Source organism: Kitasatospora sp. NPDC004669 (assembly GCF_040609455.1).
Lineage (GTDB): Bacteria > Actinomycetota > Actinomycetes > Streptomycetales > Streptomycetaceae > Kitasatospora.
This window is the reverse complement of the sequence record NZ_JBEXKB010000001.1, coordinates 55,311-79,856: the sequence shown is the minus strand read 5'-3', so window position 1 is coordinate 79,856 and position 24,546 is coordinate 55,311. Positions and strand designations below refer to the sequence as shown.

Annotated in this window: 25 protein-coding genes and 1 tRNA gene; 8 read left to right on the top strand and 18 right to left on the bottom strand. The window is 71.6% G+C overall.

The genetic code is table 11. The annotated features are described in order from the left end of the window. Together pelF and ABZW30_RS00390 are read right to left on the bottom strand one after the other, a co-directional pair. Positions 1–1,502 (bottom strand): GT4 family glycosyltransferase PelF (pelF, locus tag ABZW30_RS00395; RefSeq protein WP_355668785.1); only part of this gene is annotated, 1,502 nt, incomplete at its 3' end. A gap of 115 nt (positions 1,503–1,617) precedes the next feature. Next, positions 1,618–3,960, bottom strand: coding sequence for a hypothetical protein (locus ABZW30_RS00390; protein WP_355668784.1), 2,343 nt, complete (start codon positions 3,958–3,960; stop codon positions 1,618–1,620). 416 nt (positions 3,961–4,376) lie between these two features. Here ABZW30_RS00390 and ABZW30_RS00385 point away from each other — a divergent pair, with 416 nt between their 5' ends. Further along, entirely contained in the window at positions 4,377–5,264 is an 888-nt protein-coding gene (locus ABZW30_RS00385) for a tyrosine-protein phosphatase (protein WP_355668783.1), read from the top strand. 9 nt (positions 5,265–5,273) lie between these two features. Here ABZW30_RS00385 and ABZW30_RS00380 read toward each other — a convergent pair whose 3' ends face one another. The 8 genes from ABZW30_RS00380 to ABZW30_RS00345 form a co-directional block, all read right to left on the bottom strand. Then, positions 5,274–6,194 (bottom strand): RNA polymerase sigma factor SigF, encoded by a 921-nt coding sequence (locus ABZW30_RS00380; RefSeq protein WP_355668782.1) that lies wholly within the window; start codon positions 6,192–6,194, stop codon positions 5,274–5,276. Between the two features lie 145 nt (positions 6,195–6,339). Beyond that, positions 6,340–7,122: an RNA polymerase sigma factor SigF gene (locus ABZW30_RS00375; protein ID WP_355669032.1), complete on the bottom strand. Its 783-nt coding sequence runs from the start codon at positions 7,120–7,122 to the stop codon at positions 6,340–6,342. Positions 7,123–7,455: 333 nt separating this feature from the next. Next, positions 7,456–7,749 carry a Dabb family protein gene (locus ABZW30_RS00370; protein WP_355668781.1) on the bottom strand — a complete coding sequence of 98 codons (294 nt, stop codon included), beginning with the start codon at positions 7,747–7,749 and terminating at the stop codon, positions 7,456–7,458. Positions 7,750–7,833: 84 nt separating this feature from the next. Then, complete coding sequence (locus tag ABZW30_RS00365) at positions 7,834–7,998, bottom strand: hypothetical protein (protein WP_355668780.1); 165 nt, start codon at positions 7,996–7,998, stop codon at positions 7,834–7,836. A gap of 449 nt (positions 7,999–8,447) precedes the next feature. Next, positions 8,448–8,534: transfer RNA gene (locus ABZW30_RS00360), tRNA-Ser, on the bottom strand. Positions 8,535–8,603: 69 nt separating this feature from the next. Beyond that, a complete protein-coding gene (gene tadA / locus ABZW30_RS00355) occupies positions 8,604–9,131 on the bottom strand; it encodes a tRNA adenosine(34) deaminase TadA (RefSeq protein WP_355668779.1) in 528 nt (175 codons plus the stop codon). A 26-nt stretch (positions 9,132–9,157) separates the two neighbouring features. After that, complete coding sequence (locus ABZW30_RS00350; RefSeq protein WP_355669031.1) at positions 9,158–9,694, bottom strand: tRNA adenosine deaminase-associated protein; 537 nt, start codon at positions 9,692–9,694, stop codon at positions 9,158–9,160. Between the two features lie 380 nt (positions 9,695–10,074). Beyond that, the gene (locus ABZW30_RS00345) at positions 10,075–10,311 is read right to left on the bottom strand and encodes a hypothetical protein (protein ID WP_355668778.1); all 237 of its coding nucleotides are present in this window, start codon (positions 10,309–10,311) and stop codon (positions 10,075–10,077) included. Between the two features lie 163 nt (positions 10,312–10,474). On the opposite strand from ABZW30_RS00345, the gene upp reads away from it, so the two are divergent. Further along, positions 10,475–11,110, top strand: coding sequence for a uracil phosphoribosyltransferase (upp, locus tag ABZW30_RS00340; RefSeq protein WP_350506235.1), 636 nt, complete (start codon positions 10,475–10,477; stop codon positions 11,108–11,110). A gap of 97 nt (positions 11,111–11,207) precedes the next feature. Here upp and ABZW30_RS00335 read toward each other — a convergent pair whose 3' ends face one another. The 4 genes from ABZW30_RS00335 to ABZW30_RS00320 all read right to left on the bottom strand — a co-directional run bounded on the left by ABZW30_RS00335 (position 11,208) and on the right by ABZW30_RS00320 (position 14,874). Then, positions 11,208–11,909 carry a LytR C-terminal domain-containing protein gene (locus tag ABZW30_RS00335; protein ID WP_355669030.1) on the bottom strand — a complete coding sequence of 234 codons (702 nt, stop codon included), beginning with the start codon at positions 11,907–11,909 and terminating at the stop codon, positions 11,208–11,210. Between the two features lie 280 nt (positions 11,910–12,189). Further along, positions 12,190–12,486 carry a type II toxin-antitoxin system VapB family antitoxin gene (locus ABZW30_RS00330; protein ID WP_030273186.1) on the bottom strand — a complete coding sequence of 99 codons (297 nt, stop codon included), beginning with the start codon at positions 12,484–12,486 and terminating at the stop codon, positions 12,190–12,192. Positions 12,487–12,874: 388 nt separating this feature from the next. Beyond that, entirely contained in the window at positions 12,875–14,041 is a 1,167-nt protein-coding gene (locus ABZW30_RS00325) for a hypothetical protein (protein WP_355668777.1), read from the bottom strand. 95 nt (positions 14,042–14,136) lie between these two features. Next, positions 14,137–14,874, bottom strand: coding sequence for a rhomboid family intramembrane serine protease (locus tag ABZW30_RS00320; protein ID WP_355668776.1), 738 nt, complete (start codon positions 14,872–14,874; stop codon positions 14,137–14,139). Between the two features lie 103 nt (positions 14,875–14,977). On the opposite strand from ABZW30_RS00320, the gene ABZW30_RS00315 reads away from it, so the two are divergent. Continuing rightward, positions 14,978–15,496 carry a YbhB/YbcL family Raf kinase inhibitor-like protein gene (locus ABZW30_RS00315; protein ID WP_355668775.1) on the top strand — a complete coding sequence of 173 codons (519 nt, stop codon included), beginning with the start codon at positions 14,978–14,980 and terminating at the stop codon, positions 15,494–15,496. A gap of 113 nt (positions 15,497–15,609) precedes the next feature. On the opposite strand, the gene ABZW30_RS00310 is transcribed toward ABZW30_RS00315, so the two are convergent. Both ABZW30_RS00310 and ABZW30_RS00305 read right to left on the bottom strand, forming a co-directional pair. Beyond that, positions 15,610–15,903, bottom strand: coding sequence for a hypothetical protein (locus ABZW30_RS00310; RefSeq protein WP_355668774.1), 294 nt, complete (start codon positions 15,901–15,903; stop codon positions 15,610–15,612). Further along, positions 15,900–16,865 (bottom strand): YafY family protein, encoded by a 966-nt coding sequence (locus tag ABZW30_RS00305; protein ID WP_355668773.1) that lies wholly within the window; start codon positions 16,863–16,865, stop codon positions 15,900–15,902. The genes ABZW30_RS00310 and ABZW30_RS00305 overlap by 4 nt, the downstream gene beginning before the upstream one ends. Before the next feature lie 194 nt (positions 16,866–17,059). On the opposite strand from ABZW30_RS00305, the gene ABZW30_RS00300 reads away from it, so the two are divergent. Beyond that, positions 17,060–18,541: an MFS transporter gene (locus ABZW30_RS00300; protein WP_355668772.1), complete on the top strand. Its 1,482-nt coding sequence runs from the start codon at positions 17,060–17,062 to the stop codon at positions 18,539–18,541. Between the two features lie 85 nt (positions 18,542–18,626). Here the strand turns inward: ABZW30_RS00300 and ABZW30_RS00295 are convergent, their stop codons facing one another. Together ABZW30_RS00295 and ABZW30_RS00290 are read right to left on the bottom strand one after the other, a co-directional pair. After that, entirely contained in the window at positions 18,627–18,917 is a 291-nt protein-coding gene (locus ABZW30_RS00295; protein ID WP_355668771.1) for a DUF2087 domain-containing protein, read from the bottom strand. A gap of 68 nt (positions 18,918–18,985) precedes the next feature. Continuing rightward, entirely contained in the window at positions 18,986–19,627 is a 642-nt protein-coding gene (locus ABZW30_RS00290; protein ID WP_355668770.1) for an HhH-GPD-type base excision DNA repair protein, read from the bottom strand. Positions 19,628–19,889: 262 nt separating this feature from the next. Here ABZW30_RS00290 and ABZW30_RS00285 point away from each other — a divergent pair, with 262 nt between their 5' ends. From ABZW30_RS00285 to ABZW30_RS00270, 4 genes are all read left to right on the top strand, one after another. Then, complete coding sequence (locus ABZW30_RS00285) at positions 19,890–20,237, top strand: DoxX family protein (protein WP_355668769.1); 348 nt, start codon at positions 19,890–19,892, stop codon at positions 20,235–20,237. A gap of 361 nt (positions 20,238–20,598) precedes the next feature. Further along, positions 20,599–23,115 carry a terpene synthase family protein gene (locus ABZW30_RS00280; RefSeq protein WP_355668768.1) on the top strand — a complete coding sequence of 839 codons (2,517 nt, stop codon included), beginning with the start codon at positions 20,599–20,601 and terminating at the stop codon, positions 23,113–23,115. A gap of 140 nt (positions 23,116–23,255) precedes the next feature. Next, positions 23,256–24,053 (top strand): VOC family protein, encoded by a 798-nt coding sequence (locus tag ABZW30_RS00275; RefSeq protein ID WP_355668767.1) that lies wholly within the window; start codon positions 23,256–23,258, stop codon positions 24,051–24,053. Then, a complete protein-coding gene (locus tag ABZW30_RS00270) occupies positions 24,053–24,538 on the top strand; it encodes a DinB family protein (RefSeq protein ID WP_355668766.1) in 486 nt (161 codons plus the stop codon). The genes ABZW30_RS00275 and ABZW30_RS00270 overlap by 1 nt, the downstream gene beginning before the upstream one ends. Positions 24,539–24,546 lie beyond the last annotated feature (8 nt).

Here is a 24,546-nt window from a genome sequence, read left to right as displayed (position 1 = left end):
ACGCTCGGCTGGGGCTGGGCGGCGGCCAACTGCTGGTCCCAGTCGGGGCTGGGGACCTCGCCGGAGACGGCCACCACGCCGCCGGGCATCCAGCGGGCGGTGCCGAGGAGTTCGGTGTAGATGCCCCGGAAGCCGTCGATGTTCTGACGGAGCGTGAACTGCTCGATGACCCGGAGCCGGGCGCCCTCGCCGAGCCGGGCGCGCCGTTCGGGGTCGCGCAGCAGCTCGATCGCGGCGGCCGCCATCGGCTCGGGCTCGCGCGGCGGGACGACCAGGCCGGTGTCCCCGACGGCCTCGCGCACCCCGCCGACGTCGGTCGAGACCGTCGCGCGGCCGCAGGACATCGCTTCGATCAGGGTGAAGGGGAAGCCCTCGCTGATGCTGGAGAGCATCACCACGTTGCCCGCCGCGTACGCGTCGGTGATGTCGGCGACGCGGCCCTCGAAGGCCACCGAGTCGGCGATGCCGAGCTCGGCGGCCAGGGCTATGCAGCCGTCCCGGTACGCCTCGCCGCCCTTGGGAGTGCCCCCGAAGAGCCGCAGCCGCGCCTCGGGGATCTCACGGTGGACGATGGCGAAGGCCCGGATCAGCGTCTCCAGGTCCTTGATCGGGTCGACCCGGCCGGCCCAGCTGAGGGTCGGCGTCTCGGGCTCGGGACCGGCCGGCGGGAAGGCGGCCGGGTCCACCCCGTTGTAGACGGTGCGGATGTGCGCGGACGGCGTGCCGCCGCGTTCCTCCCAGCGCCGGTTGTACCGGTTGCCGGGGGTGACCAGCGCGGCCTGCCGGTAGCTCTCCTCGGCGAGCATCCGGTAGAAGCCGAGCAGCAGCGCCTTGACCGGCCAGCGATACGGACCGGTGCGGTAGCCGAGGTAGCGCTCGCGCAGGTAGATGCCGTGCTCGGTGAGTAGGAACGGTACGCCGAACTGCTGGGCGGCGATCAGCCCGGGCAGGGTGGCCAGACCGCCGCTGGCCGCGTGGGCGACGCCGCCGGTGGGCGGGTCGACCGAGAGCGGCCGCAGGGCGTGCTCCAGCAGGTCGGTGGCGTTCAGTGCGTCGTGCAGGGTGGGCCGGGAGACGGCGGTGGGCAGGTAGTCGCGGGTCCACACGTGTTGGAGGGTGCGCAGGGCGCGCTCGCTGCGCAGCGCGGGGCTGAGCAGCCCGCGACGGGCGAGGTCGGCGAAGCCGTACAGCTCCGTCCCGAAGTGCGTGGTGTAGACCGGGTCGAGGATGGAGTGGAGGAAGCGCTCGTACGCGTTGAGGAAGCGCCGCATCTCCTTGCCGCGCGGCGGCCGGGCCTCCGAGGCCGGGCCCCACAGCGGTGCGGTGGTGACCGACCGCACGTTGGCGGGCAGTTCCCAGGCCAGTGACTCCTGGCCGGTTCCGGTGACGGCGATGACGTCGAAGTCGACGTCCGGCATGCCTTGAACGAGCTGGTCGCACCAGACGCTCACGCCGCCGTGCTGGTGCGGATACGTCCCCTCGGTGAGCAGGGTGACGCGCATCTCCTGTCCCCCCTCCTGTTCTTGCGTCGGTTGTCCGGCCTGGGTGGCCGGAGCGGGAGCCGTGGCGGGGTCGGGCCGGGAGTCCTGGCCCGACCCCGTCAGCGGGTGCTACGGGTTACCGGTTGCCGGGGCGCCCGGTGGTGCTGCCGTGCGAGGCCGTCCCCCCAGAGGCCTTGCCGGACTGGTTGCCCTGGCCGGTGTTGCTGCTCACGACTCCCTTGCCGGGCACCGGGGTTCCGCTGCCGGGGACGAGGGACTTCGCGGGCTTGCGGGTGGTGTCGCTCGGGCCCACCGGGACCGGGGTGGCGGCACCCTGCGGCACGACCTTCTTGTCCGCCGGGGCCGGGGCCGGGACGGACTTGGCCGCGACGCTCGGCGCGACGGCGGCCGGGGCGGCCGGCGCGCTGCCGGAGGGGAGCTGCAGGGCGACGCTGCTCTGCAGGGCGCCCGGGGACGCCCAGCCGGAGAGCGTACCGGCATAGGCCGAACCGAAGGCGGTCGAACCGATGGCCAGCTTCTGAGTAGTTCCGGTCGGCATGGTGGCCTGGATCTGAACACCGGCCGGCGCGCTGACGGTGACGCTGTTGCCGACCTTGTACGCGGTCACCTGGCCGGAGGCGAGGGCCGTGTTCCAGGCCGCGCGGCGCTGGAACTCCAGGCCGATCTCGCGCTCACCGAGGTTCACGATCGGGGCGTTGTCGGCGTACAGCCCGCGGTAGGTGCCGAGGATCTTCTCCAGCACCGGGTACAGGATGCGGCCCTCGGACAGGTTCGACTGGTGCACGAAGTGCGGCCGCGGGTCGTTGCTCAGCACGTGGCCGAGGTCGATCCGGGCCTCCAGCGGCACGATGTACGACTGGTAGCCGGTGGTGGTGTCCAGCGGCTGGGGCAGGCAGGTGGAGTTGGCGTTGTTCTCGCAGACGCCGCTGCCGCCGTTGGCCTTGCTGGTGTAGATCCAGTTGTACTCGTCGGCCTCCTCCTGCGCCGAACCGGCGTTGTAGAAGACGTTCATCGGGTACCGCGGCACGGTCAGCGTGGACGAACCGACGGCCCGCTGGGCGGGCTCGCGGGAGGCGTCGCTGCCGGTGAACTTGATGCCGTTGGCGGCCAGCGCCGGCGCCAGGTTCGGGTTGTCGCTGGTCTCCTGCGGGGCGGTCAGCAGGCCGGAGTGCTCGCCGGTGACGAGCACCTGCGGGTCGACGTTCAGGCCGTTCTTCGTGGCCCAGTCGAAGTTGTTCTTGATCTGGGTGGAGATGGTGTTCTGGTCGACCCAGACGGTGTTGCCCGAGGCGTCCTTGGTGCAGCGCCACGGCACCACGCTGACGTCCTGGACGCAGCCCAGGTACGGGTGGGTGTAGGTGTGGTTGACCCAGCGGTAGCTGTTCTGGTCGGCGATCATCTGGTTCGCCGTCGGGTCGACCGTGGTGTTGTTGTCGGCCTTCCAGTCCTCGCTGCCGCCGCCGTTGAACACCATGTCCAACGTGAAGTTGTTGGCGGCCTGCCACTGCTTGAGGTAGTTGGCGTCGTCCGGGGTCATCCGGATCGGGTTGGTCGTGCCCGGGGTGCCGGGCGGGCAGGTCACGTCACCGGGGGTGCACTTCAGCGTGGTGGACCAGCGGTCGTCGGCCAGGAACACGTCGTCCACGTGGGTGGCGAAGTAGTTGCGGTCGTAGCCGAGGTGGACGCCCTGGGTGATCCAGTCGACCATGCCGCGGGCCAGCAGCCGGAACTGCTGCTGGTACTGGTTGTAGACGAAGGTGACGACCAGTTCCTTGCGGCCGTCGTGGGTGTACTCACCGACCAGCGAACCGCGGGTGGTCGAGTTGGGTATCGGCGCGTCGACCAGCGGGACGAAGGAGGCGCCGGACGGCAGATTGGCGAGCGGGGTCGCCAGGTAGCCGTAGCTCTCGCTGACGTTGGGGTCGTTGTCCTCGAACGGCACGCTGCCCTTGAGGTACCCGAACGGACCCGAGTTTCCGGCCGTGGTGGTGGCGGCCTGGAATCCGTCGAGGGTGCCGACGAATCCCGGATTCTGGGCGTAGTTCAGACCGACGGCCGGGCTGGCCCAGGTGTACGCGTCAATCTGTCGAACGTTGAAAGCGGCTTCGTACGTCGCGATCGCCGTCATCTCGGCGGCGCTGTTGGGGAAGGGGTTTTCGTTGGGCAGCACGATGCCCTGGTACTTCCCCCGGGGCTGCCCGTTCACCGTGTCGCTCAGGAAAGCGGAGTTGATGACAGGGCGGTTGGGGTCATTGAGGCTGACGACCTTGTACGGCGTCCCCTGGCTCTTCAGCTCGGCGGTGATCGCCGCGACGGACGGACCCCCGTCGTCGATGACCAGGACGGTGAGGTCGATCCTGGGCGGCGTGGTGTCGCCGTGGGCCAGGGTGGTCTGCAGGCCGCTGGCCAGCAGAACTGCCGCCGCATAAGCGGCGACTCTTCGGGTCGCTCGACCCATGGTTGATCCTCCCCTTGGGGCCGGCGCAGCGCTGCTCTGCGCTCGCCCGCCCGTGTAGCTGTTCGTGGGCAGCAGGCTGCCCGGCGCCCATCCTGGTCGAGGGTCGGCGGTGCGAGGGACCAATTGGGCGAGAGTGCAGCGAACCTGTTACCAACGTTCATGGCGAAGCCATGGAGGCGCTGATTGTGACCGTACCCGGACCGCCCGCGCAAATAATGAATTGAAAATGAAAAAACGGAAGCCGAGTGCTACGCCTGGTTACCGAGTGTGCGGCTCAGGTGGTTCCGCAGGGCACCTACACTGTCGTCGTTACGCATGACACTCTTGCACATCTCGCCGGTCTGACGGGCAGGTTCATGCAATATCGGGCACCCCTGTGCCATGTGACAGTCCGAATATGCAATGGAGGCGCGCGGGTGGCCGATCAGCAGATCGAGTCCGAGCGAATCGGAGACACGCGGAATGCGCTCCCGGAGCCGGACGCAGCGGTGCTCGTCGGGCGCAGTCTCGGCCTGCGCGGTGCGGTCAATGCCCGGGATCTGGGCGGTTATCGGGCGGCTGACGGACGGTCGGTTCGCGCCGGTGTGGTCCTGCGCAGTGATGGCCTGAACCATGTCACCGCCGAGGACCTCGGCCCGCTGGGCGCGCTCGGCCTGCGCGGGGTGGTGGACCTGCGCAGTTCCGAAGAGGTCCGCGAGGCCGGCCCGGATCGCCTGCCGGACAGCGTCACTCTGCATCATCTTCCGCTGCTGGCAACAGACTTCGACATTCACGGGATGCTGCGCGGCGCGCTGGCCGACCGCAGCGCGCGCAAGCAGCGCGCCCTGCTCGGCGGCGGTCGGGCGGCCGCCATGATGACCGGCCTCTACCGCTGGTTCGTCACCGACGCGCAGGCCCGCGAGCGCTTCGCCGCCCTGCTGCGGCTGCTGGCCGAGCCGGACGGGGTGCCGCTGCTGTTCCACTGCTCGGCGGGCAAGGACCGCACCGGCTGGGCCGCCGCGGTGGTGCTGACCGCCCTGGGCGTCGACCGCGAGACCGTGCTCGCCGACTACCTGCTCACCAATGAGCGCTCGGCCCCGGTGGTGACGAGGGTGCTGGACGACTTCGGCAGCCGCGGCCTGATGCGCGAGCCCGAGCTCCTCCTGCCGGTCTTCCGGGCCGACCGCGCCTATCTGGACGCGGCATTCGCGGAGGTCGAGGCCGGCTGGAGCGGCTTCGACGCGTTCTGGCGGGAGGGGCTCGGGCTGGACGACGACGTGCTGGCCGGACTGCGCGCCAACCTGCTGGACGGCGGCGGGAGTTGAGCGGGCCGATCAGCCCTCGCTGATCAGCCCCTCGCGGAGCTGGGTGAGCGTCCTGGTGAGCAGCCGGGAGACGTGCATCTGGGAGATGCCGATCTCCTCGCCGATCTGCGACTGGGTGAGGTTGCCGAAGAAGCGCAGCATGATGATCCGGCGCTCGCGCGGCTGCAGCTTGGCCAGCAGCGGCTTGAGCGACTCCCGGTACTCCACGCCCTCCAGCGCGAGGTCCTCGTAGCCGAGCCGCTCGGCCAGCGGCCCCTCGCTGTCCTCCTCGCTGGGGCTGGAGTCCAGCGAGCTCGCGGTGTAGGCGTTGCCCACCGCGAGGCCCTCGACCACGTCCTCCTCGCTGACCCCCAGGCAGACGGCCAACTCGGCGACGGTGGGGGAGCGGTCCAGCCGCTGGGACAGCTCGTCCCCGGCCTTGGTGAGCGCCAGTCGCAGCTCCTGGAGCCGCCGGGGCACCCGGACGGACCAGCTGGTGTCCCGGAAGAAGCGCTTGATCTCGCCGACCACGGTCGGCATCGCGAAGGTGGGGAACTCCACCCCGCGCTCCGGGTCGAAGCGGTCGATCGCCTTGATCAGGCCGATGGTGCCGACCTGGACGATGTCCTCCATCGGCTCGTTGCGGCTGCGGAAGCGCGCCGAGGCGTACCGGACCAGCGGCAGGTTGAGCTCGATCAGCGTGTCGCGGACGTAGGTGTGCTCCTCGCTGCCCGGCTCCAGTGCGGCGAGCCGCAGGAACAGCGAGCGGGAGAGCGTCCGGGTGTCCAGCCCGGAGCCGGGCGGCGTCTCGGGCGGAGCTCCGGCGCCGGACGTCTCGGGGACGGGCCTTTCGAGGGACGTGGCCCGCTGCTGCGGGATCCGGTCCTCGGCGACCACCGTGCCCTTGGCCTGACCAGCGTGGATCTCTGCAGTGCCCAGCTCTCCGGACATGCACCCACCCCCTTGTGACTGACGGTTGAACGGGGGCCGACGCGCGGAGGTTCCCGGCGAGGGCCCAACCCCCTCCATACCGGAACACAGCGCACGGCAAACCCGAACGTCGCAAGATGTCACGCCCGGGTAACGCGCTGCAATCTCAATCTTCCCAGGAGTTGCCGGTGCGAAGCCTCGTCAGGATCCGCGAGAGCAGCCGGGAGACGTGCATCTGGGACATCCCCAACTCGGTGCTGATCTGCGACTGGGTGAGGTTGGCGAAGAACCGCAGCATCACGATCCGCCGCTCCCGTTCGGGGAGTTGGACCAGCAGGTGGCGGACCATGTCGCGGTGTTCGACCTCGGCCAGGGCTGAGTCCTCGTATCCCAGCCGGTCCAGCAGGGCGAGCCCGCCCTCGTGCTCCTGGGCGGCCTCCAGGGAGGCCGCGTTGTAGGCCCGTCCGGCGTCCAGGCAGGCCCGGACGTCCTCCTCGGGGATCCGCAGGCTGGCGGCGATCTCGGGCACCTTGGGGGCCCGGCCGTGCAGCACCGTCAGCTCCTCCATGGCGCCGCTGACCTGGACCCACAGTTCCTGGAGTCGGCGCGGGACGTGCATGGTGCGGACGTTGTCCCGGAAGTAGCGCTTGATCTCGCCCAGGATGGTCGGCAGCGCGTAGGTGGGGAACTGGACGCCGCGGCTGGGGTCGAAGCGGTCGATCGCGTTGATCAGGCCGATGGTGCCGACCTGGACGACGTCCTCCATCGGTTCGCTGCGGCTGCGGAAGCGGGTGGCCGCGTAGCGGACCAGCGGGATGTTCACCTCGATCAGGGCGGCCCGGACCCGCTCCCGCTCGGGGGCGTCCGGGGGCAGCTCGGTGAGCCGCTCGAACAGCACCCGGGTCAGCGTCCGGACGTCCACGGCGGGCCGGCCGCCTGTGCCGCGCAGCCCGTCCGGGCGGAGCTCGCCGGCCGGGCTGATGATCGCAGCCAGCACCTCGTCCACGGACACGTCACCCCTCCCAAAGTCGACAACGGCGGGCCCTGCGGATCGGGTGTCGCGGCTGGTCCACTACCTCGCCATGTCCGGCAAAACCGGTCATAGCATCACAAGGTGGGCACAGGTCGGGCAAGCACCCGACGGAGGTGTGTTGGTGGGGCGTTCGGCCTTCACCGGCCCGGCGGGCGAAGCGCCGCAAGGATCGTTCCCGGACAGATCGAGACGCCCCGCCCGGGGCCGGACGGGGCGGGGCGGTCCGTCCGGGGGACGGGCCGTAGGGGATCAGACCTCGATGTCGGCGATCACCCAGGTGGCGAACTCGCGCCACTGGCCCGCGGCGGCCTGGTGGGTCGGGTGGGTCAGGTAGGCCTGCAGGGTCTCGCGGTCCTCCACCAGGCTGTTGATCGCGTAGTCGTACGCGATGTCGCGCTCGGTGGTGTTCCAGCCGCACTCCCACTCGCGCAGCTCGGGGATCAGCGAGCCGAGCTCTTCGAACGCCTTGGCGCCGGCGAGCACGCGCTCTTCGTCCTTGGTGACGCCTTCATTGAGCTTGAACAGGACCAGATGCCGGATCACGATTACCGCTCCTCGCGGACGGGGGTAGAGGGTCCCGCCCACGGTAGCGGGTGTGCCGGGGCCGGTCGCGGCTCGGGCGGACCGCTACTTGATCAGGCCGGTCATGAAGGTGCCGATCGCCTTGGCCGCATTGGAGATGCCCTCGAAGCCGAGCTGGACCAGTTCGGCGGAGCGGGCGGGCGAGGTGATGATCGAGTAGAGCACGAAGATGAGCAGGAGGATCATGCCGATCTTCTTCGCCTGCGCCATCGTGACCTTCCTCCCTGCGGTGGGCCGCCGCCATTCGGGTCCCCGAGCGGCCCTGCAGGGCAGCTTATCCACCGGACGGGCTATCAAGTGTGCGACGCGTTCGTCCGGCGGGACGAAGGTCCTCGCGAGGGGGGTCTTTCTCCGGGTGCCCGGACGGGGACCGGGCGGCAGGATGGATGACGTACCGAGGATCTGGCAGGAATCTCCGGTGCGTGGATCCGGAGCTCCCCGCTGTGGGACCGGGCGCCGTGGCTTTCCCCCGACGCGGCACCGGTTGTGGGACTCCGCCGGGGGAGCGGTCAGTCCCCCCGAGCCGCTCCCCCTCCAGGCTCCGTACGGGCCGGGCCGTGGTGGTCGTCGGCCCGGAGGTGCGGAGCCCCTTCCACGTTCGAGGGTGCGCGGAAACGCCGAGGGCCCGTCCGAATCGGACGGGCCCTCGGGCTTTCCAGCGGTAGCGGTGGGATTCGAACCCACGGTGGAGTTGCCCCCACACACGCTTTCGAGGCGTGCTCCTTTGGCCGCTCGGACACGCTACCGAGGGGAACTCTACCGGACGGGTGGCGCGGTCACGAAATCCGTATCGGGAAGGCCGTCGCCGGGGGGCCTCAGCGGTGGGTGTCGAAGAAGGCGCGCAGCTGCTCGCCGCACTCCTCGGCGAGGACGCCCCAGATCACCTCGGGGCGGTGGTTGAGCCGGCGGTCGCGCATCACGTCGAAGAGGGAGCCGGCCGCGCCGGCCTTCTCGTCGAGGGCGCCGTAGACCACCCGGTCGATCCGGGACAGCACGATGGCGCCGGCGCACATCGTGCAGGGCTCCAGGGTGACCACCAGGGTGCAGCCGCTCAGCCGCCACTCCCCGGTCTTCTCGGCCGCCTGCCGGATCGCCACCACCTCGGCGTGCGCGGTCGGGTCGCCGACCGCCTCGCGCTCGTTGTGGCCGCGGCCGATCACCTCGCCGTCCGGGCCCAGGACGAGCGCCCCGACCGGGACGTCCCCGGTGGCCGGCGCCAGGGCGGCCTCGGCGATGGCGAGGCGCATCGGCGCCGCCCAGCGGTCACGGACCGGGTCGGGGCGGACGGGGGCTGGCAGCGGGGGGATGTGCGGGACGGTCAGCGGGGTGGATGCGGGCTGCATGGCATCCAGTGTCGGGCATCGGCCCGCTACCGGACCGCCTCCAGGACCTCGCCGCAGCCCAGGGCCTCGGCGATCTCCTCCAGGGCGTCGCCCGGCACCGCGCCCTCGCCGCTGAGGGCGAGCAGCTCCTCGGAGGTCAGACCGAACTCGGTGAGCAGGTGGGCGTCGCCGAGCGGGCCGACCGGGACGCCGCCGCGGGCGTCGGCGTCCTCGTCGTCCTGGTCCTGCGCCTCCTCGGCCTCGTCCAGCAGGTGGTCCAGGTCTCCGAACTCGCTCTCGCCGGCCTGGTCGACCAGCTCGTCGGTGAGGACGGAGCCGTAGGAGCTGCGGGCGGCGGCGGCGCCGTCCGACACGAAGATCCGCGGGTCCTCCTCACCGTCCACCCGGACGATGGCGAACCAGGCGTCCTCCTGTTCGATGAAGATCAGGACGCTGTCGTCGTCCTGCGCGGAGTCGCGGGCCAGGTCGGCCAGATCGGCCAGGGTTTCGACGTCGTCGAGTTCCGTCTCGCTTACATCCCACCCGTCCTCGGTGCGAGCAAGCACTGCAGCGAAGTACGCCACCAGGGACACTCCCAAGATCATCGGTCTCGGCTGTCGGCGCGCTCGGGCAACGCGGAAATCTGGCCGCCCCCGCGCCAGAGGCGGTCCGCTTGTTCGGACCGTCCCATCGGAATCGTGACAGAAAGCCCGCCCTTGCGGGGGGTGTTCGGCAGCGCGTCTTTGCAGGTCGTGTCGGAAGGGCCGGGTGGCGGACGGCGGAGTCGGGCCGGGAGGGTCCGACTCCGGTCGAAATTTGGTCCGAACGCCCGTCGGGGTCGGGTCGGGCCGACTCGGCTGCTGTCGCGGACCGGCGTCCGACCCGTCCCGGATCCCGGTCGGGCTCGCATCCGGCCCGTGTCGGACCCGTGTCGGAGTCGCGTCAGGCCCGCGTCAGGCCCGCGTCAGATCCGGAATTTTCGCATCCGCATCGCTTCGCGCATCCGTCGTTCCTTGGTCCGACGGGGCTGGACCCGCTCCCTCAGCTCGCGGGCCTCGGCGAGCTCGCGCAGGAAGACGGCCCGCCGCTTGCGGCGCTCCGCCTCGGTCTCGAGAGGGTCGTGCGGCGGGCCGGCGCCAAGGGCCGCCCCGCCGACGGGCTCGTCCGCCGAGCCGTCCCCGGCTTTCGGGTTGCTCGTCATAAGACCTGACATTCCCAGAACGGGCGGGTTGATACCACAGCAGCCGGTTCCGTCCGGACATCCGCGGCGCGTCACGGCGTGTGACGGCATCGTGGTGCCGGTCGGCGGGAAGCCGTGGCACGGCGTGTCGTACAGGCGTCCAGGACCGGGCTAACCTCGATACATGCGTCTCCACGTCGTCGACCACCCCCTGGTCGCCCACAAGCTCTCCACCCTGCGCGACGAGCGCACCGACTCGCCGACCTTCCGTCGCCTGACCGACGAGCTGGTGACCCTCCTCGCCTACGAGGCCACCCGGGACGTCCGCACCGACGAGGTGGAGATCACCACGCCCGTGGCGGTCACCCTCGGTACCCGGCTCAGCTACCCGCGTCCGCTGGTCGTGCCGATCCTGCGGGCCGGCCTCGGCATGCTGGACGGGATGACCCGCCTGCTGCCCACCGCCGAGGTGGGCTTCCTCGGCATGGTGCGCAACGAGGAGACCCTGGAGGCCTCCACGTACGCCACCCGGATGCCCGACGACCTCTCCGGCCGCCAGGTCTACGTGCTCGACCCGATGCTGGCCACCGGCGGCACCCTGGTCGCCGCGATCAAGATGCTGATCGAGCGCGGCGCCACCGACGTCACCGCCGTGGTGCTGCTGGCCGCGCCGGAGGGCGTCGAGGTGATGCGCCGCGAGCTGGCCGACCTGCCGGTCACCGTGGTCACCGCCGCCCTGGACGAGCGGCTGAACGAGAACGGCTACATCGTCCCCGGCCTCGGCGACGCGGGCGACCGGCTGTACGGCACCGCGGGCTGAGTCCCCTTTTACGTGCGGCTGATCCGACGCACGATTCCGAACGACCGAGAGCCCCCGGCACTGCGTCTGCCGGGGGCTCTTCCGTGTCCGTCGGGCGTCAGCAGTTGCCGGTGGCGCTCGGGGTGGGGGAGGGCTTGACGGCCAGGGCGAGGGCGGCGGCCGCCTGGGTCTCGTCCAGCAGGGCGTTGTAGCTGTCGCCGATCACGAAGTCCACGCTGGCGTCGGTGCGGGCGTCGGCGGTGACGGTGGCCCCGGCGATCTGCGAGCCCACCAGGGTGCCGGCCCCGGCACCGGACGGGCCGGCGATCACCTGGGCGGTGCCGGGCACCTTCTTGTCCAGCTCGGCCGGAGCGTTGCCGACCTTGCCGATGATGAAGCCGCGCTTCTTGAACTCCTCAGCGGTCCGCCCGGCCAGGCCGGCCTTGGTGGTGGCGTTGTAGATGTTCACCGTGACCGCGGTGGCCTGCGGGATGGTGTGCGGGTCGCCGCCCGGCGTGGCCGGCGCGCCGGAGGCCGCTGGGGCACCGGAGGCCGCTGGGGCGCCCGGGGTGGCACCCGGCGTCGGGGCGGCCAGCGGCTTGCCGGACGGGGTCGCGCAGGCCTGTGCGGAGGTGTGCTTGTTCCTGCCGCTGAAGATGTCGTAGAGCTGCACGCCGCCGAGGGCGATCAGGGCCAGCGCGAGCAGGCCGGCGAGCGCCGCGATGACCTTGCGGCTCTTCTTCGGGGGCCGGCCCAGCCTCGGGTAGGCGTTGCCGGTGATGCGGTACTGCTTCCCCTTGAGACCTTGGGGAGTCAACATGCTCACGGTTTGTCTCCCCCTCGTGCCAGGGCGGGGTCGGGATGACGGGTGGGCCAAGTAGGGGCGTCCCCCCGGTGCGGGCGGATCCCCTGGTCGCGGCCGTAGTCAGCAGATTAGTGCCGTACAGGCGTGAAGGTACTAAACGATCATCATCTGGAGTACTCCAGTACCCGAAAGGGGGTACCCGGGCACGCGTGGACCGCCCTCCGCCGGATGGCGAGGGGGCGGTCCGTGAAGCCTGCGTGGAGGTCTTGGGCGGGTGTCCCGAGGTGGGGCGCCGTCAGTCCATTTCGAGGACGCGGGCGTGCAGTACCTGGCGTTGTTGCAGCGCGGCCCGTACGGCCCGGTGCAGCCCGTCCTCCAGGTAGAGGTCGCCGTGCCACTTCACCACGTGGGCGAAGAGGTCCCCGTAGAAGGTCGAGTCCTCGGCCAGCAGGGTTTCCAGGTCGAGTTGGCCCTTGGTGGTCACCAGCTGGTCGAGCCGCACCGGACGTGGGGCGACGTCAGCCCACTGGCGGGTGCTCGTCCGGCCGTGATCCGGGTACGGCCGCCCATTGCCGATGCGCTTGAAGATCACACGGAAAGCCTACCGTTTGGGCGGCGGATGGCGCAGCAGCCGCGGCGCCGCCACGCGCACGGCTGTGAACTGCGGATGGACGAATGCGGCAGTTTGGTGGGAAATGTCGCGAACATCGGCACGGTTCCGATCGGGTTCCGGTCCTGAATCCGAAGCGTTCCGGTCCCGCGTCCCGAGCCGCCCAGGAGTGTGCACCGATGTTCCCCGCCCTCACCCCGCCGGGCGAGCGCATCGGCCCGCGTGCCGCCGAGGCCGGGCAGCAGTGGACGCCGCCGGGCTGCCCGGCCGAGTTCCACGCGCTCGGCCGGGCAGCGGCCCGGGCCGGAGATCTCGCGCAGCCTGTTCGGGACGTCCGAGCGGCGGCGGTGAGCCCCCGGCCGGAGGGCCCTCAGCCGGAGAGCGCGGCGCCGATCCGGTCGAGCGAGGACAGCCGCATCAGGCCGTAGTTGTAGAACTCGACCTCGGGGACGCCGAGTTCTCGCAGGGTGGCGATCTTGGCCGCGAGGTTCTCCGGGCCGTCGCAGTCCGAGGCCATCGGGCGCAGGATCACCGCCATCCGCTGCGGGCGGACGCCGTGCAGGGCGAAGGCGGCGAGCTTCTCCCGGACGGCCTCCGGGGTCCTGGCGTAGCCGAGGGTCTCGATCTGGTCGGTGGCCTCGACGAGGGCGGGCAGGTCGATGCCGGACAGCCAGCCCTTGCCGGGGCCGCCGCCGTCCATGAAGCTCAGCCGCATGCCGTGGCGGCGGGCCTGCTCGGTGAGGTCGGCGGCGAGGGCGGTGACGGTGGCGGCGGAGGCGTCCACGTAGGCGGCGAAGGCGCCGTCGGCGAGGGCGCTCAGGTCGGCGGGTTCGGCGGCGGCCTCCTGGTCGGCCAGCCGGCGGCGCAGCTCGGTCCGTACCGCCTCGGCGACCTGTTCGGCCGGGACGCCGGCGCGGGTGGCGGCGGCGCGGCAGTGCGGGCAGAAGCAGACGCCGAGCAGGGCCTCGGCGGTCGGACCCAGCTCCTCGAAGTAGCGCTCGTGGTGGTAGCCGTGGCGCAGGCCGTGGAAGTGCAGGGACTCGGCACGGATCGCGTCCACGCCGTACCGGGCCAGTTCGGCGACCAGGGTCAGCGCGTACTCGCGGACCTCCGGGGCAGCCGGGCAGAGCTCGGTGAGGTGGCGGTCGCCGAAGGCGTTGGCCGGGGCGCAGTCGGGATGGGCGAAGCCGAGTCGGTCGTTGTGGCAGAACACCGTCCAGGCGTGCAGCTTCAGGCCGCGCCGACCGGCCTCGGCGGCGGCCTCTGCGAAGGGGTCGCGGTCGCCGATCGCGGTGGACGGGACGGGCGCCAGGCGGCGGCCCCGCCAGCGGGCCGGGTCGGGGCGGAAGTAGGCCGCGCCCGGCTCCAGGTAGCGGATCACCCGGCGGGGGTTGTGCGGGAAGACGTCGCGTGCCTCGTGGTAGACCGAGGCCAGGGTGACGCCGCCGACCCCGGCGCGGTCGGTGAGGTTGCCGAAGAAGGTGTCGGCGCCCTCGTCGAGCAGGTCGGTGGCGAAGGCGAGGACGGACGACTCCACGGTGCGGCTCCGGAGCTGGGGGCGGATGCGCCGTTCACGCTAGCCGCAGGAGTCGGGAATGGTCTATACCTGGCCCGCCGGGCTCCCCGGGTGGCCTACAGACCGAGGTCGTCGAGCTCCTTGAGCAGGGCGGCGTTGGGGCTGCTCGGGTCGGTGGTGGGCTTGGCGTTGGACTTGGCCTTGGCCTTGGCGTTGGCGTTGGACTTGGGGTCGGCGGCGGGGCGCGGGGCGCGGTTGCGGAAGATCCAGGCGCCGGCGAGGCCGCCGACCAGGCCGCCCAGGTGAGCCGACCAGCTGATGCCCGGGGCGACGCCGGGCAGGGCGCTGGTGACCATGTAGGCGTAGGAGGCGCCGAGCACCACGCCGATCAGGGTGTCGATCGGGTTGCGGTCGAAGATCCCGCGCAGCACCACGTAGCCGAAGTAGCCGAACACCACGCCGCTGGCGCCGGCGCTGATCCGGTTCGGGCTGTCGAAGACCCAGGAGGTCAACTCGCTGGTCAGGGCGACCAGCAGGGTCAGGCCGAGGAACTTCTTGACCCCGCGGTAGGCCGCCAGGAAGCCGAAGACGAACAGCGGGCCGGAGTTGGCCTCCAGGTGGGCCCAGTTCCAGTGCAGGAACGGCGCGGTGACGATGTTCGGCAGCCGGCCCAGATCCTGCGGGATGATCCCGAAGCGCTTGCCGAGTTCGTAGTCGTCCATCCAGTTCACCAACTGGATCGACCAGATCGCTGCCAGCACCCCGACCATGGTGAAGAGCGCCCGCCGGGCGTCCGCGATCATCTGGACGGGGTCGAGCGTGCTTGCCGTGCTGCTGCGGTGCTCTGAAGCCATGACCTCGACTTTAGGGGCGGCGGAATCGGACGTGCACCCCATTACAGTGAATCGTGACGGTCGGTCCGTGGCCGTCACTGGCCCGTTGAGAGGTGACCACCCCATGAGTGTTCGTCCGCCGCTGCCTTACGAGTTCCTGCCGCAGGTGCCGTCCTTCCCACTGAGCAGCCAGGACATCACCGAAGGCGCCACGCTGGGCCAGGAGTTCATCTACGCCGGCGGCAACCTCTCGCCGCAGCTGGCCTGGTCGGGCCTGCCCGAGGCCACCAAGAGCATCGCTGTCACCTGCTACGACCCCGACGCCCCGACCGGCTCCGGCTGGTGGCACTGGCTCGCCCTCAACCTGCCCGCCGACACCACCGAACTGCCGCGCGGCGCCGGTTCGTCGGACGAGAGCCTGCCGGGCGCCGCCTCCTTCCACGGGCGCAACGACTTCCCGGGCAACAAGTACGACGGCGCCGCCCCGCCGCCCGGCGCCCCGCACCGGTACGTGTTCGCGGTGCACGCGCTGGACGTGGAGAAGCTCGACGTCACCGCCGACACCCCGCCGGCCCAGGTGGGCTTCAACCTGACCTTCCACACGCTGGGGCGGGCGCTGCTGACGGGCGAGTACGGGGTCTGAGCGCCTTGGCGCCCGAACGTCCGGTCGAGGTCTGGCGACTGCCCGAGGAGGATCTGCGGGCGGGCCGCCGGGCCCCGGCCTGGGCGGTCGGGCCGGGCGCGGAGCTGTTGGTTCTACTGACGGCCGGTCCGGGACCGCAACCGCCCTGCGGCGCCTGTCTGGTGACCGTTGCGCGGGACGGCGGGCAGTGGCTCGATCTGCCGCAGGTCCCCCTCCACCGCCCGATGCACCTCGGCCTGCTGCCGGGCGGCGGGCTGGTCCGGTGCGTACGGGAGGGCAAGCAGTGGCGGGAGGTCCGCCGGGATCGGCTGGACCTGCCCGGGGAGTTGGACCGGCACCACGCGTACGGCCGGGACGGTGCGCTCTGGTTCCGCTGTGGGAACGGCTGGTACCGGGTCGCGGTTCAACTCCCGCTTTCCGCCGCCAGGCCGGCCCGTTCCGCGAGGATGCGCAGGTGCTCGCGCAGCTCCGGCGGCTCGTGCACCTCGAAGGCGCAGTCCAGCATCAGCAGCCGCATCGCCGTCCACTCCAGGGAGTCGGCGTTGGAGCGCAGCCGGCAGGTGGTGGCGTCGATCGGTTCGATCTCGGAGTCGTTCGGCTTGAAGCGGCTCCGGACGGTCGCGAGCGGGGCGTGCACGGTGGCGACCACGGTGACGACGGGGGACGGACGGCGTAGCTTGCTCGCCACGTAGGCGGCGGCGTCCTCGGCGGGGAGCGGGCGCGGGGCGAAGCGGGCGCCGGTGGCGAAAGGGTCGGCGATCCGGTCGACCCGGAACAGCCGCCAGTCGTCGCGGTCCAGGTCGTAGCCGACCAGGTACCAGCGGCGGCCGGCCGAGACCAGCCGCTCGGGTTCGACCTGCCGTCTGGTCCCGGTGCCGTCGTAGGCTCGGTAGGCGAAGCGCAGCCGCTCCCGGGCGGTGACGGCGCGGGCGAGCACGGTGAGGTCCTCCGGGTCGACGGTCGGGCCGTCCCCGGTGAGCAGCGGCACGGTGGCGGTGTTGAGGGTGCCGACCCGGTGCCGCAGCCGGCTGGGCAACACCTGGAGCAGCTTGCCGAGGGCCCGTACCGAGGCCTCCTCGATGCCGACCACCGCGTGTCCGGCGGCCGCGCGGAGCCCGACCGCGATGGCCACCGCCTCCTCGTCGTCCAGCAGCAGCGGCGGCATCGCGGTGCCTGCCACCAGCCGGTAGCCGCCGTCCGCGCCCATGGTGGCCTGCACCGGGTAGCCGAGGTCGCGCAGCCGGTCGATGTCGCGCCGGATGGTGCGGGGGCTGACGCCGAGCCGTTCGGCGAGTTCGCTGCCGGGCCACTCGCGGGGGGTCTGCAGCAGGGACAGCAGGTTCAGCAGTCGGGCCGGGGTGCCGCTCATGCGCCCACCTCGCTTCGCTCGGCGGGGGCATTCGCCCACGCGCACCTCTCGATGATTCGCTCGCTGCGCTCACTCATGCGCCCACCCCGCTTCGCTCGCTCATGCCGTCCAGCATGCCGGATGAACTGGGACAGGTTCTGACCTACATGCCCCGTACTGTCGTGGACGTGCAGCAGACGAGCGAGGAGTACGCAATGACCACGGCGGGAGCCGACCGGCGGAGGTGGATCGCGCTGGCGATCGTGATGGTCGCCTCCTTCATGGACCTGGTGGACGTGACCATCGTCAACATCGCCATCCCGAGCATCCAGCAGGACACCGGTGCCTCGTTCAGCGCCATCCAGTGGGTCACCGGCGGCTATGCGCTGGCCTTTGCGATCGGCCTGATCACCGGCGGCCGGCTGGGCGACATCCACGGCCGCAAGCGGCTGTTCCTGATCGGGATCGGCGGCTTCACCCTGGCCTCCGCGCTGTGCGGGCTGGCCTCCGGCCCGGAGATGCTGGTCGGGATGCGGCTGCTGCAGGGCGGTACGGCGGCACTGATGGTGCCGCAGGTGCTGTCGATCATCCACGCGACCTTCCCGGCGGAGGAGCGCGGCAAGGTGTTCGGCATGTTCGGCGCGGTGGTCGGGCTGGGCGCGGTCTCCGGTCCGATGATCGGCGCGCTGCTCACCGAGTGGGACCCGCTGGGCCTGGCCTGGCGGCCGATCTTCCTGATCAACCTGCCGGTCGGCATCGCCGGGCTGCTGCTCGGCCGCCGCTTCATCGACGAGTCCAAGGCCGAGCACGCGCTGAAGCTGGACCTGGTCGGCGTGGCGCTGGCCAGCCTCGGCCTGCTGATGCTGATCTACCCGCTGACCCACGGCCGGGAGGCCGGCTGGCCGCTCTGGGGCTATGCGTCGATGGCCGGGAGCCTGCCGGTGTTCGTGCTGTTCGTGGTGTACGAGAAGGCCAAGACCCGGCGGGACGGCTCGCCGCTGGTGGAGCTGTCGCTGTTCCGGGTGAAGAGCTTCGCGGCCGGGATCTGCGTGCAGCTGGCCTTCGGCGTGGCGCTCGGCATCTTCTTCCTGGTCTGGACGCTCTACATGCAGGTCGGACTGGGCTGGAGCCCGCTCAAGGCCGGGGCGACCGGCATCCCGTTCTCGCTCGCGGTCTCCACGGCGGCCGGGCTGTCGGTGCAGAAGCTGGTGCCGCGGTTCGGGCGGAAGGTGCTCCAGGCGGGCGCGCTGGTGATGGCGGCGGGCGTGCTCACCTACATCTGGGAGGCGGACCGGTACGGGACGTCGATCGCGCCCTGGCAGATGGCGCTGCCGCTGGTGGTGATGGGCCTCGGGATGGGGCTGATCGTCGCGCCGATCACCGACGCGGTGCTGTCCGAGGTGCCGCGCCGGCACGCCGGGTCGGCCTCGGGTCTGATCAACACCGTGCAGCAGGTGGGCAACGCGCTCGGGCTCGGGCTGGTGTCGGTGGCCTTCTTCGGGGCGATGGACGACGTGGTCGCGCCGGACGCGGTCGGGGAGGCCTTCGGCGGGGCGTTCACCAACGCGCTGTGGTGGGTCGCCGGGGTGCTGCTGGTGGTGTTCCTGCTGATGTTCGCGCTGCCGCGCAAGCGGGCGGCGGGGGTCGTCGCCGCGGCCGAGGACGCGGCGGAGGAGCGGGAGACCGTGCTGGTCTGACCCGGTCCTGACGGGGTTCCCGACGAGGGCCTCGGTCGCGCTTCTGCGGCCGGGGCCCTCGGTGCACCGCGGGCCGCGCCGCCCGCTACGGGTGTCCGGGTGCCGGGACCCGCTGGTAGCTGCTGCCGTCCCTGGGGCGGGCCAGGCGGCCTGCCTCGACCAGGTCGCGGCGCAGGGCGGGGGCGTCGTCGTGCACGGTGTGCAGGGCGTTGTTGACCTCGGCCTCGGTGTAGCTGCGGCCCGGCTCGAACAGGGTCTCGGCGAGATGGGCCAGCAGCCGCTCCCGGCGGGCCGCCCTGCGGGGGATGGCGGTCAGGCGCCCGTCGGGGGTGAAGAGCGCGGACACGCTGTGGCGTGCGGAGGCGGATGCGGTCATGCCGGAAGCGTCGCCCGGTGGGGCGGGGCCGGGCAATCGGTTTTCGGCGCCGTCGTCCTGCGGCCGACTCAGCAGGTGCCGGTCACGGTCGCGGCGGTCGTCCGGGATGTGGTGCGGGGCTTGGCGGCGGCCTTCGCCTCCTTCGCGGCGCGCTTCATCTCCTGCTTGAACTCCCGTACCAGGGTGAGGGATTCGGGGCCGGTGATGTCGGCGACCGAGCGGTGCGCGCCCTCCTCGCCGTACGCGCCGGCCGCCTCGCGCCAGCCCTCCGGCCGCACTCCGTACTGCTTGCCGAGCAGGGCCAGGAAGATCTGCGACTTCTGCTTGCCGAAGCCGGGGAGGGCGTTGAGGCGGCTGAGCAGCTCCTTGCCGGTGCGGGCGTCCTTCCACAGCGCGGCGGCATCGCCGTCGTACTGCGCGACGAGGAACTGGCACAGCTGCTGCACCCGTTTGGCCATCGCGGCCGGGTAGCGGTGGACGGCCGGTTTCGCGGAGAGCAGGGCGACGAACTCCTCCGGGTTGTAGGTGGCGATCTCGTGGGCGTCGAGGTCGTCCCGGCCGAGGCGCTGGGCGATGGTCAGCGGGCCGGTGAACGCCCATTCCATCGGCACCTGTTGGTCCAGCAGCATGCCGACGAGCGCGGCGAGCGCACTCCGTCCGAGCAGTTCGTCGGCCTCGGGCTGCTGGGCGAGCCGGACGGTGACGTTCATGGGGTGTGCCCTTCTCGGAGTTGACGTCGGGTCGGCGCCCAGTCTTATGGACGCGGCGTGGGCGGACGCCGTCAACACGCCCGCATCGGGGGAAGTCTTGGTGCCCCGGCCTTGCCGGGCTTGTATTGTTCGTTGGCGGAACGGTTGTTGGGGCCCTTCGGAGGGGGCGCGGAAAAATTTTTGTCCGCGCCTGTCACATCCGTGACGCGTGCCGGGTCAGTGCTGTGTCCGACCGACCAGCCACTGAAACGGGGAGCACACAATGTCCGTCGCCTACACCGTCGTCACCGTCCTCGGCGCCCTCATGGTCGGCTTCTCGGCCTACTCCGTCTTCGCCAAGGCCGAGTACGTCGTGGGCCCCCTCGCCGAGTACGGCGTCCCGCGCGCCTGGTGGACCTGGCTCGGCATCGCCAAGGCCGCCGGCGCCCTCGGCCTCCTGGTCGGCCTCGCCGTCCCGGCCCTCGGCTACGCCGCCGCCGTCGGCATCATCCTCTACTTCCTCGGCGCCGTCGTCACCGTCGCCCGCGCCCGTGCCTACGCCCACATCCCCTTCCCGCTGATCTACATGGCACCGGCCGTCGCCTCCCTCGTCCTGGGGCTCGCGGCCTGACCGGGGCCGACTGCGGCAGGGGCGGGTCACTTCGGTGGTCCGCCCCTGCCGTGGTGCTTCCGGAGGGAGTCGGGGGCGGTCGAGGTGGTGCGGGTCAGGGGCGCGGGAGGGGGTGCGCGCTCGGCTGGTCGGGTGGTTGTGATGGCGCGGGTGCGGGGTGAAACCCCCGGTGGGGTGGTGATCCGAGCCCGTACGGGCGATCCGGGGCCGACCGATCGTTCGGGCTGGAGTTCGGGCGGGAGTTCGAGGGGGATTAGAGCGGGTGGGTCATCTCATATGACTGTTCCTGTTGTGCCGGTGCGGCGACCTGACGGCGGGTCATTCTTGGTCCAATCGACGCGTCCAGAAAGGCTCGCCCGCCGTGACCCAGCCGTTCGAACTGCCGTCCTTCTACGTGCCGCACCCGGCACGCCTCAACCCCCATCTGGACGAGGCGCGGGCCCACTCCACCGACTGGGCCCGGGAGATGGGCATGCTGGAGGGATCGGGCATCTGGGACCTGGCCGACCTGGCCGCCCACGACTACGGCCTGCTCTGCGCCTACACCCACCCCGACGCCTCCGCCGAGGCGCTGTCGCTGGTCACCGACTGGTACGTCTGGGTCTTCTTCTTCGACGACCACTTCCTCGACATGTACAAGCGCACCAACGACCGCGCGGCCGGGAAGGCGCACCTCGACCGGCTGCCGCTGTTCATGCCGGCCGACCCGACCACTCCGCTGCCCGAGCCCGAGAACCCGGTCGAGGCGGGGCTGGCCGACCTGTGGCGGCGCACCGTGCCGGCGATGGGCGAGGACTGGCGGGTCCGGTTCGCCGAGAGCACCCGCAACCTGCTCAACGAATCGCTGTGGGAGCTCTCCAACATCAACGCCGGCCGGGTGGCCAACCCGGTCGAGTACATCGAGATGCGGCGCAAGGTCGGCGGGGCGCCGTGGTCCGCCCAACTGGTCGAGTACGCGGCCGGTGCCGAGGTGCCGCAGGAGGTGTCGGGCTCGCGCGCGCTGCGGGTGCTGATGGACGCCTTCTCCGACGGGGTGCACCTGCGCAACGACATCTTCTCGTACCAGCGCGAGGTCGAGGACGAGGGCGAGCTGAGCAACGGCATCCTGGTGCTGGAGCGCTTCCTGGAGTGCTCCACCCAGGAGGCCGCCGAGGCGGTCAACGACCTGCTCACCTCGCGGCTCCAGCAGTTCGAGAACACCGTGTTCACCGAACTGCCGGTGCTGTTCGCGGAGACCGGGCTCGACGCCGAGGGCCGCGCCCGGGTGATGGCGTACGTCAAGGGCCTGCAGGACTGGCAGTCCGGCGGGCACGAGTGGCACATGCGCTCCAGCCGGTACATGAACGGAAGGGACGGGAACGGCGGTGGCGCGGCGTCGGGTTCGGCCGACGAGGTGGCTCCCGGCACCGGCGGCGGACTGCCCGGACTGCCCGGTTCCGGCAACTGGTGGGACCAGTACGCGATCGGCGGCATCGGCACCTCGGCGCTGGACATCCTGCGCAGCGGTGCGGTGACGGGCGCTCCCCCGGCGACCCCGGCGACCCCGGTGCCCCGCACCGCGCCCGCCGAGCGGCGGGCGCGCTCGCACGGGCAGGTGCCGTTCCAGGCCGTCGGCCCGTCCCGACTGCCGGAGTTCAAGCTGCCGTTCAGCCTCTCACTGAGCCCGCACCTGGACGGCGCCCGGGAGCGGGTGATCGAGTGGGCCGAGCGGATGGGTCTGCTGTCGGCTCACCCCGACATCCCCGGATCCGGCATCTGGGACGCCGAGTCGATGCGCGACTACGACCTCCCGCTCTGCGCGGCCGGCATCGACCCGGGCGCCACCGCCGACCAACTCGACATCACCTCAGCGTGGTTGGCCTGGGGCACCTGGGCCGACGACTACTATCCGAAGGTCTTCGGACGCACCCGAGACCTGGCCGGTGCCAAGGCCGCCAACGCGCGGCTGGCGCTGTTCATGCCGCTGGACGTCGGCCCGGTGCCCGAGCCGGCCAATGCGTTGGAGCGCGCCCTCGCCGACATCTGGGAGCGGACCACCGGCACGATGACCGTCGAGGCCCGGGGCCGGCTCCGCGAATCGGTCGAGGCGATGACGGCCAGCTGGATCTGGGAGCTGGGCAACCAGATCCAGAACCGGATCCCGGACCCGGTCGACTACCTGGAGATGCGCCGCACCACCTTCGGCTCCGAGCTCACCACCGGCCTCAGTCGGCTGTCGCACGGGCAGACCGTGCCGGAGCAGGTGTACCGGCACGGCTCGATGCGCGCGCTGGAGAACTCCGCCATGGACTACGGGTGCATGATCAACGACGTGTTCTCGTACCAGAAGGAGGTCGAGTACGAGGGCGAGCTGCACAACATCGTGCTGGTGGTGCAGAACTTCTTCAACTGTGACTACCCGGCGGCGGTCCGGATCGTCGACGATCTGATGCACTCGCGGCTGGAGCAGTTCCAGCACGTCGCGCAGCAGGAACTCCCGGTGATGTGCGAGGACTTCGGGCTGGACCCGGCCGCCCGGAAGCTGCTCGCCGGTTACGTCACGGAGCTGGAGAACTGGCTCGCGGGCGTCCTGAAGTGGCACCAGGACTGCCGCCGCTACCGCACGGAGGACCTGGAGCGGCACTTCGGCGCCGAGCGGGACCTCGCGAACGCGGTCCGGGCGCGGGCGGCGGCCCCTGAGGCGCCCGAGGCACCCGAGGCGCGGGCGACCGTGGCGGCGCCCGCCGCCCCCGTCCCGCCGGTGCCGCTCCCCGTACCCGCAGCGCAGGCCCCCGAGCCGAGCGCCGCCGCGGTGACCGGCGCGGTACCGCTCGGCCCGACCGGCCTCGGCACGACCTCGCTGCGCCCGCCGCTGACCGGGGCGGTCCCGGCGAACTGAGGCGGGACGCCCGAGGCACACCCGAGGCGCACCCGCGCGGGCCATCCCGCGCGGGTGCGCCGCGTCGTGGCTACGCTGGCCAGTCGGGGGCCGCGCGCCTTCCGACGCGCGCCCGCATCGCCACACGCGAGGGCTGAGAGATGGCTGCGCTACCTGAGGGCACACCCTGTTGGGCCGACGTGATGTTCACCGACCTGGAGGGCGCCAAGGCCTTCTACGGCGATGTCCTCGGCTGGACCTTCGGCGAGAGCTCGTCGGAGTACGGCAACTACACCCAGGCGTACTCGGACGGCAGGGCGGTGGCCGCGATCGTGCCGCCGATGCCCGGTTACCAGGTGCAGCCCGCCTGGTGCCTGTACCTCGCCTCCCCGGACGCCGCCGCCACCGCCGAGCGGATCCGCACCAACGGCGGCGAGGTGGTCATCGGCCCGATGGTGATCGGTGACGTCGGCACGATGGTGATCGCCAGGGACCCGGGCGGGGTCGTGTTCGGCGTCTGGCAGGCCGGGATCCACGAGGGCTTCGAGAAGCAGGGCGAGCCCGGCGCGTACAGCTGGGCCGAGATCGTCACCCGCGAGCCCGCGAAGGCCGACGCCTTCTTCCCGGCGGTCTTCCCGTACGGCGTGAGGAAGATGGACTCCCCGGAGGTCGACTACCGGATGTTCCAGGTCGGCGACCGGCCGGTGCTGGGCCGGATGGGGGCGGAGGGCGACCTCCTGCCGCCTGAGGCGCCTTCGTACGTGAGCGTCTACTTCGCCGTGAACGACACCGATGCCGCGATCCAGCGGCTGACGGCGCGCGGCGGCAAGGTGTACTTCGGGCCGATGGACAGCCCGTTCGGCCGGTTCGCGGCGGTCGGAGACCAGCAGGGCGCGGCCTTCGGGCTGATCGACCTCGGCCGGACCGTGGGCGAGCAGCCGAAGACCGTGGACGTCTGATGGGGGAGCGCGAGGACCTCGTCGAGACCCTGGACAAGCACCGAGGCCTGCTGCGCCGCACCGTCGGCGACCTCACCGACGAGCAGGCGGCCCGGCGCACCACGGCCAGCGAGTTGTGCCTGGGCGGCCTGATCAAGCACGTGGCCGCGGTCGAGGCGCGCTGGGCGCGGTTCATCACGGGCGGGGCGGAGGCGATGCGCAGCGGCGACGGGGACTGGGCGGCCCAGTTCCGGATGGCGGAGGGCGAGACGCTCGCCGGGCTGCTCGACGCGTACGAGGCGGTCGCGCGCGGCACGGACGAGCTGGTCCGCAGCCTGCCCGACCTGGACCTCGCCCACCCGCTGCCGCCCGCGCCCTGGTTCGAGCCGGGGGCGAGCTGGTCGGCCCGGCGGGTGCTGCTGCACCTGATCGCCGAGACCGCGCAGCACGCCGGGCACGCGGACATCATCCGGGAGTCGCTGGACGGGGCGAAGTCGATGGGCTGAGCGGGCCC

What these genes read in the sequence shown, in the direction of transcription:
- ABZW30_RS00275 (WP_355668767.1), top strand. Translation starts at nt 23,256, where the DNA reads ATGGCTGCGCTACCTGAGGGCACACCCTGTTGGGCCGACGTGATGTTC.
- upp (WP_350506235.1), top strand. Translation starts at nt 10,475, where the DNA reads ATGCGTCTCCACGTCGTCGACCACCCCCTGGTCGCCCACAAGCTCTCC.
- ABZW30_RS00365 (WP_355668780.1), bottom strand. Translation starts at nt 7,998, where the DNA reads ATGGCGCAGGCGAAGAAGATCGGCATGATCCTCCTGCTCATCTTCGTG.
- ABZW30_RS00285 (WP_355668769.1), top strand. Translation starts at nt 19,890, where the DNA reads ATGTCCGTCGCCTACACCGTCGTCACCGTCCTCGGCGCCCTCATGGTC.
- ABZW30_RS00270 (WP_355668766.1), top strand. Translation starts at nt 24,053, where the DNA reads ATGGGGGAGCGCGAGGACCTCGTCGAGACCCTGGACAAGCACCGAGGC.
- ABZW30_RS00290 (WP_355668770.1), bottom strand. Translation starts at nt 19,627, where the DNA reads ATGAACGTCACCGTCCGGCTCGCCCAGCAGCCCGAGGCCGACGAACTG.
- ABZW30_RS00390 (WP_355668784.1), bottom strand. Translation starts at nt 3,960, where the DNA reads ATGGGTCGAGCGACCCGAAGAGTCGCCGCTTATGCGGCGGCAGTTCTG.
- ABZW30_RS00335 (WP_355669030.1), bottom strand. Translation starts at nt 11,909, where the DNA reads ATGTTGACTCCCCAAGGTCTCAAGGGGAAGCAGTACCGCATCACCGGC.
- ABZW30_RS00380 (WP_355668782.1), bottom strand. Translation starts at nt 6,194, where the DNA reads ATGTCCGGAGAGCTGGGCACTGCAGAGATCCACGCTGGTCAGGCCAAG.
- ABZW30_RS00345 (WP_355668778.1), bottom strand. Translation starts at nt 10,311, where the DNA reads ATGACGAGCAACCCGAAAGCCGGGGACGGCTCGGCGGACGAGCCCGTC.
- ABZW30_RS00305 (WP_355668773.1), bottom strand. Translation starts at nt 16,865, where the DNA reads ATGAGCGGCACCCCGGCCCGACTGCTGAACCTGCTGTCCCTGCTGCAG.
- ABZW30_RS00295 (WP_355668771.1), bottom strand. Translation starts at nt 18,917, where the DNA reads ATGACCGCATCCGCCTCCGCACGCCACAGCGTGTCCGCGCTCTTCACC.
- tadA (WP_355668779.1), bottom strand. Translation starts at nt 9,131, where the DNA reads ATGCAGCCCGCATCCACCCCGCTGACCGTCCCGCACATCCCCCCGCTG.
- ABZW30_RS00300 (WP_355668772.1), top strand. Translation starts at nt 17,060, where the DNA reads ATGACCACGGCGGGAGCCGACCGGCGGAGGTGGATCGCGCTGGCGATC.
- ABZW30_RS00315 (WP_355668775.1), top strand. Translation starts at nt 14,978, where the DNA reads ATGAGTGTTCGTCCGCCGCTGCCTTACGAGTTCCTGCCGCAGGTGCCG.
- ABZW30_RS00320 (WP_355668776.1), bottom strand. Translation starts at nt 14,874, where the DNA reads ATGGCTTCAGAGCACCGCAGCAGCACGGCAAGCACGCTCGACCCCGTC.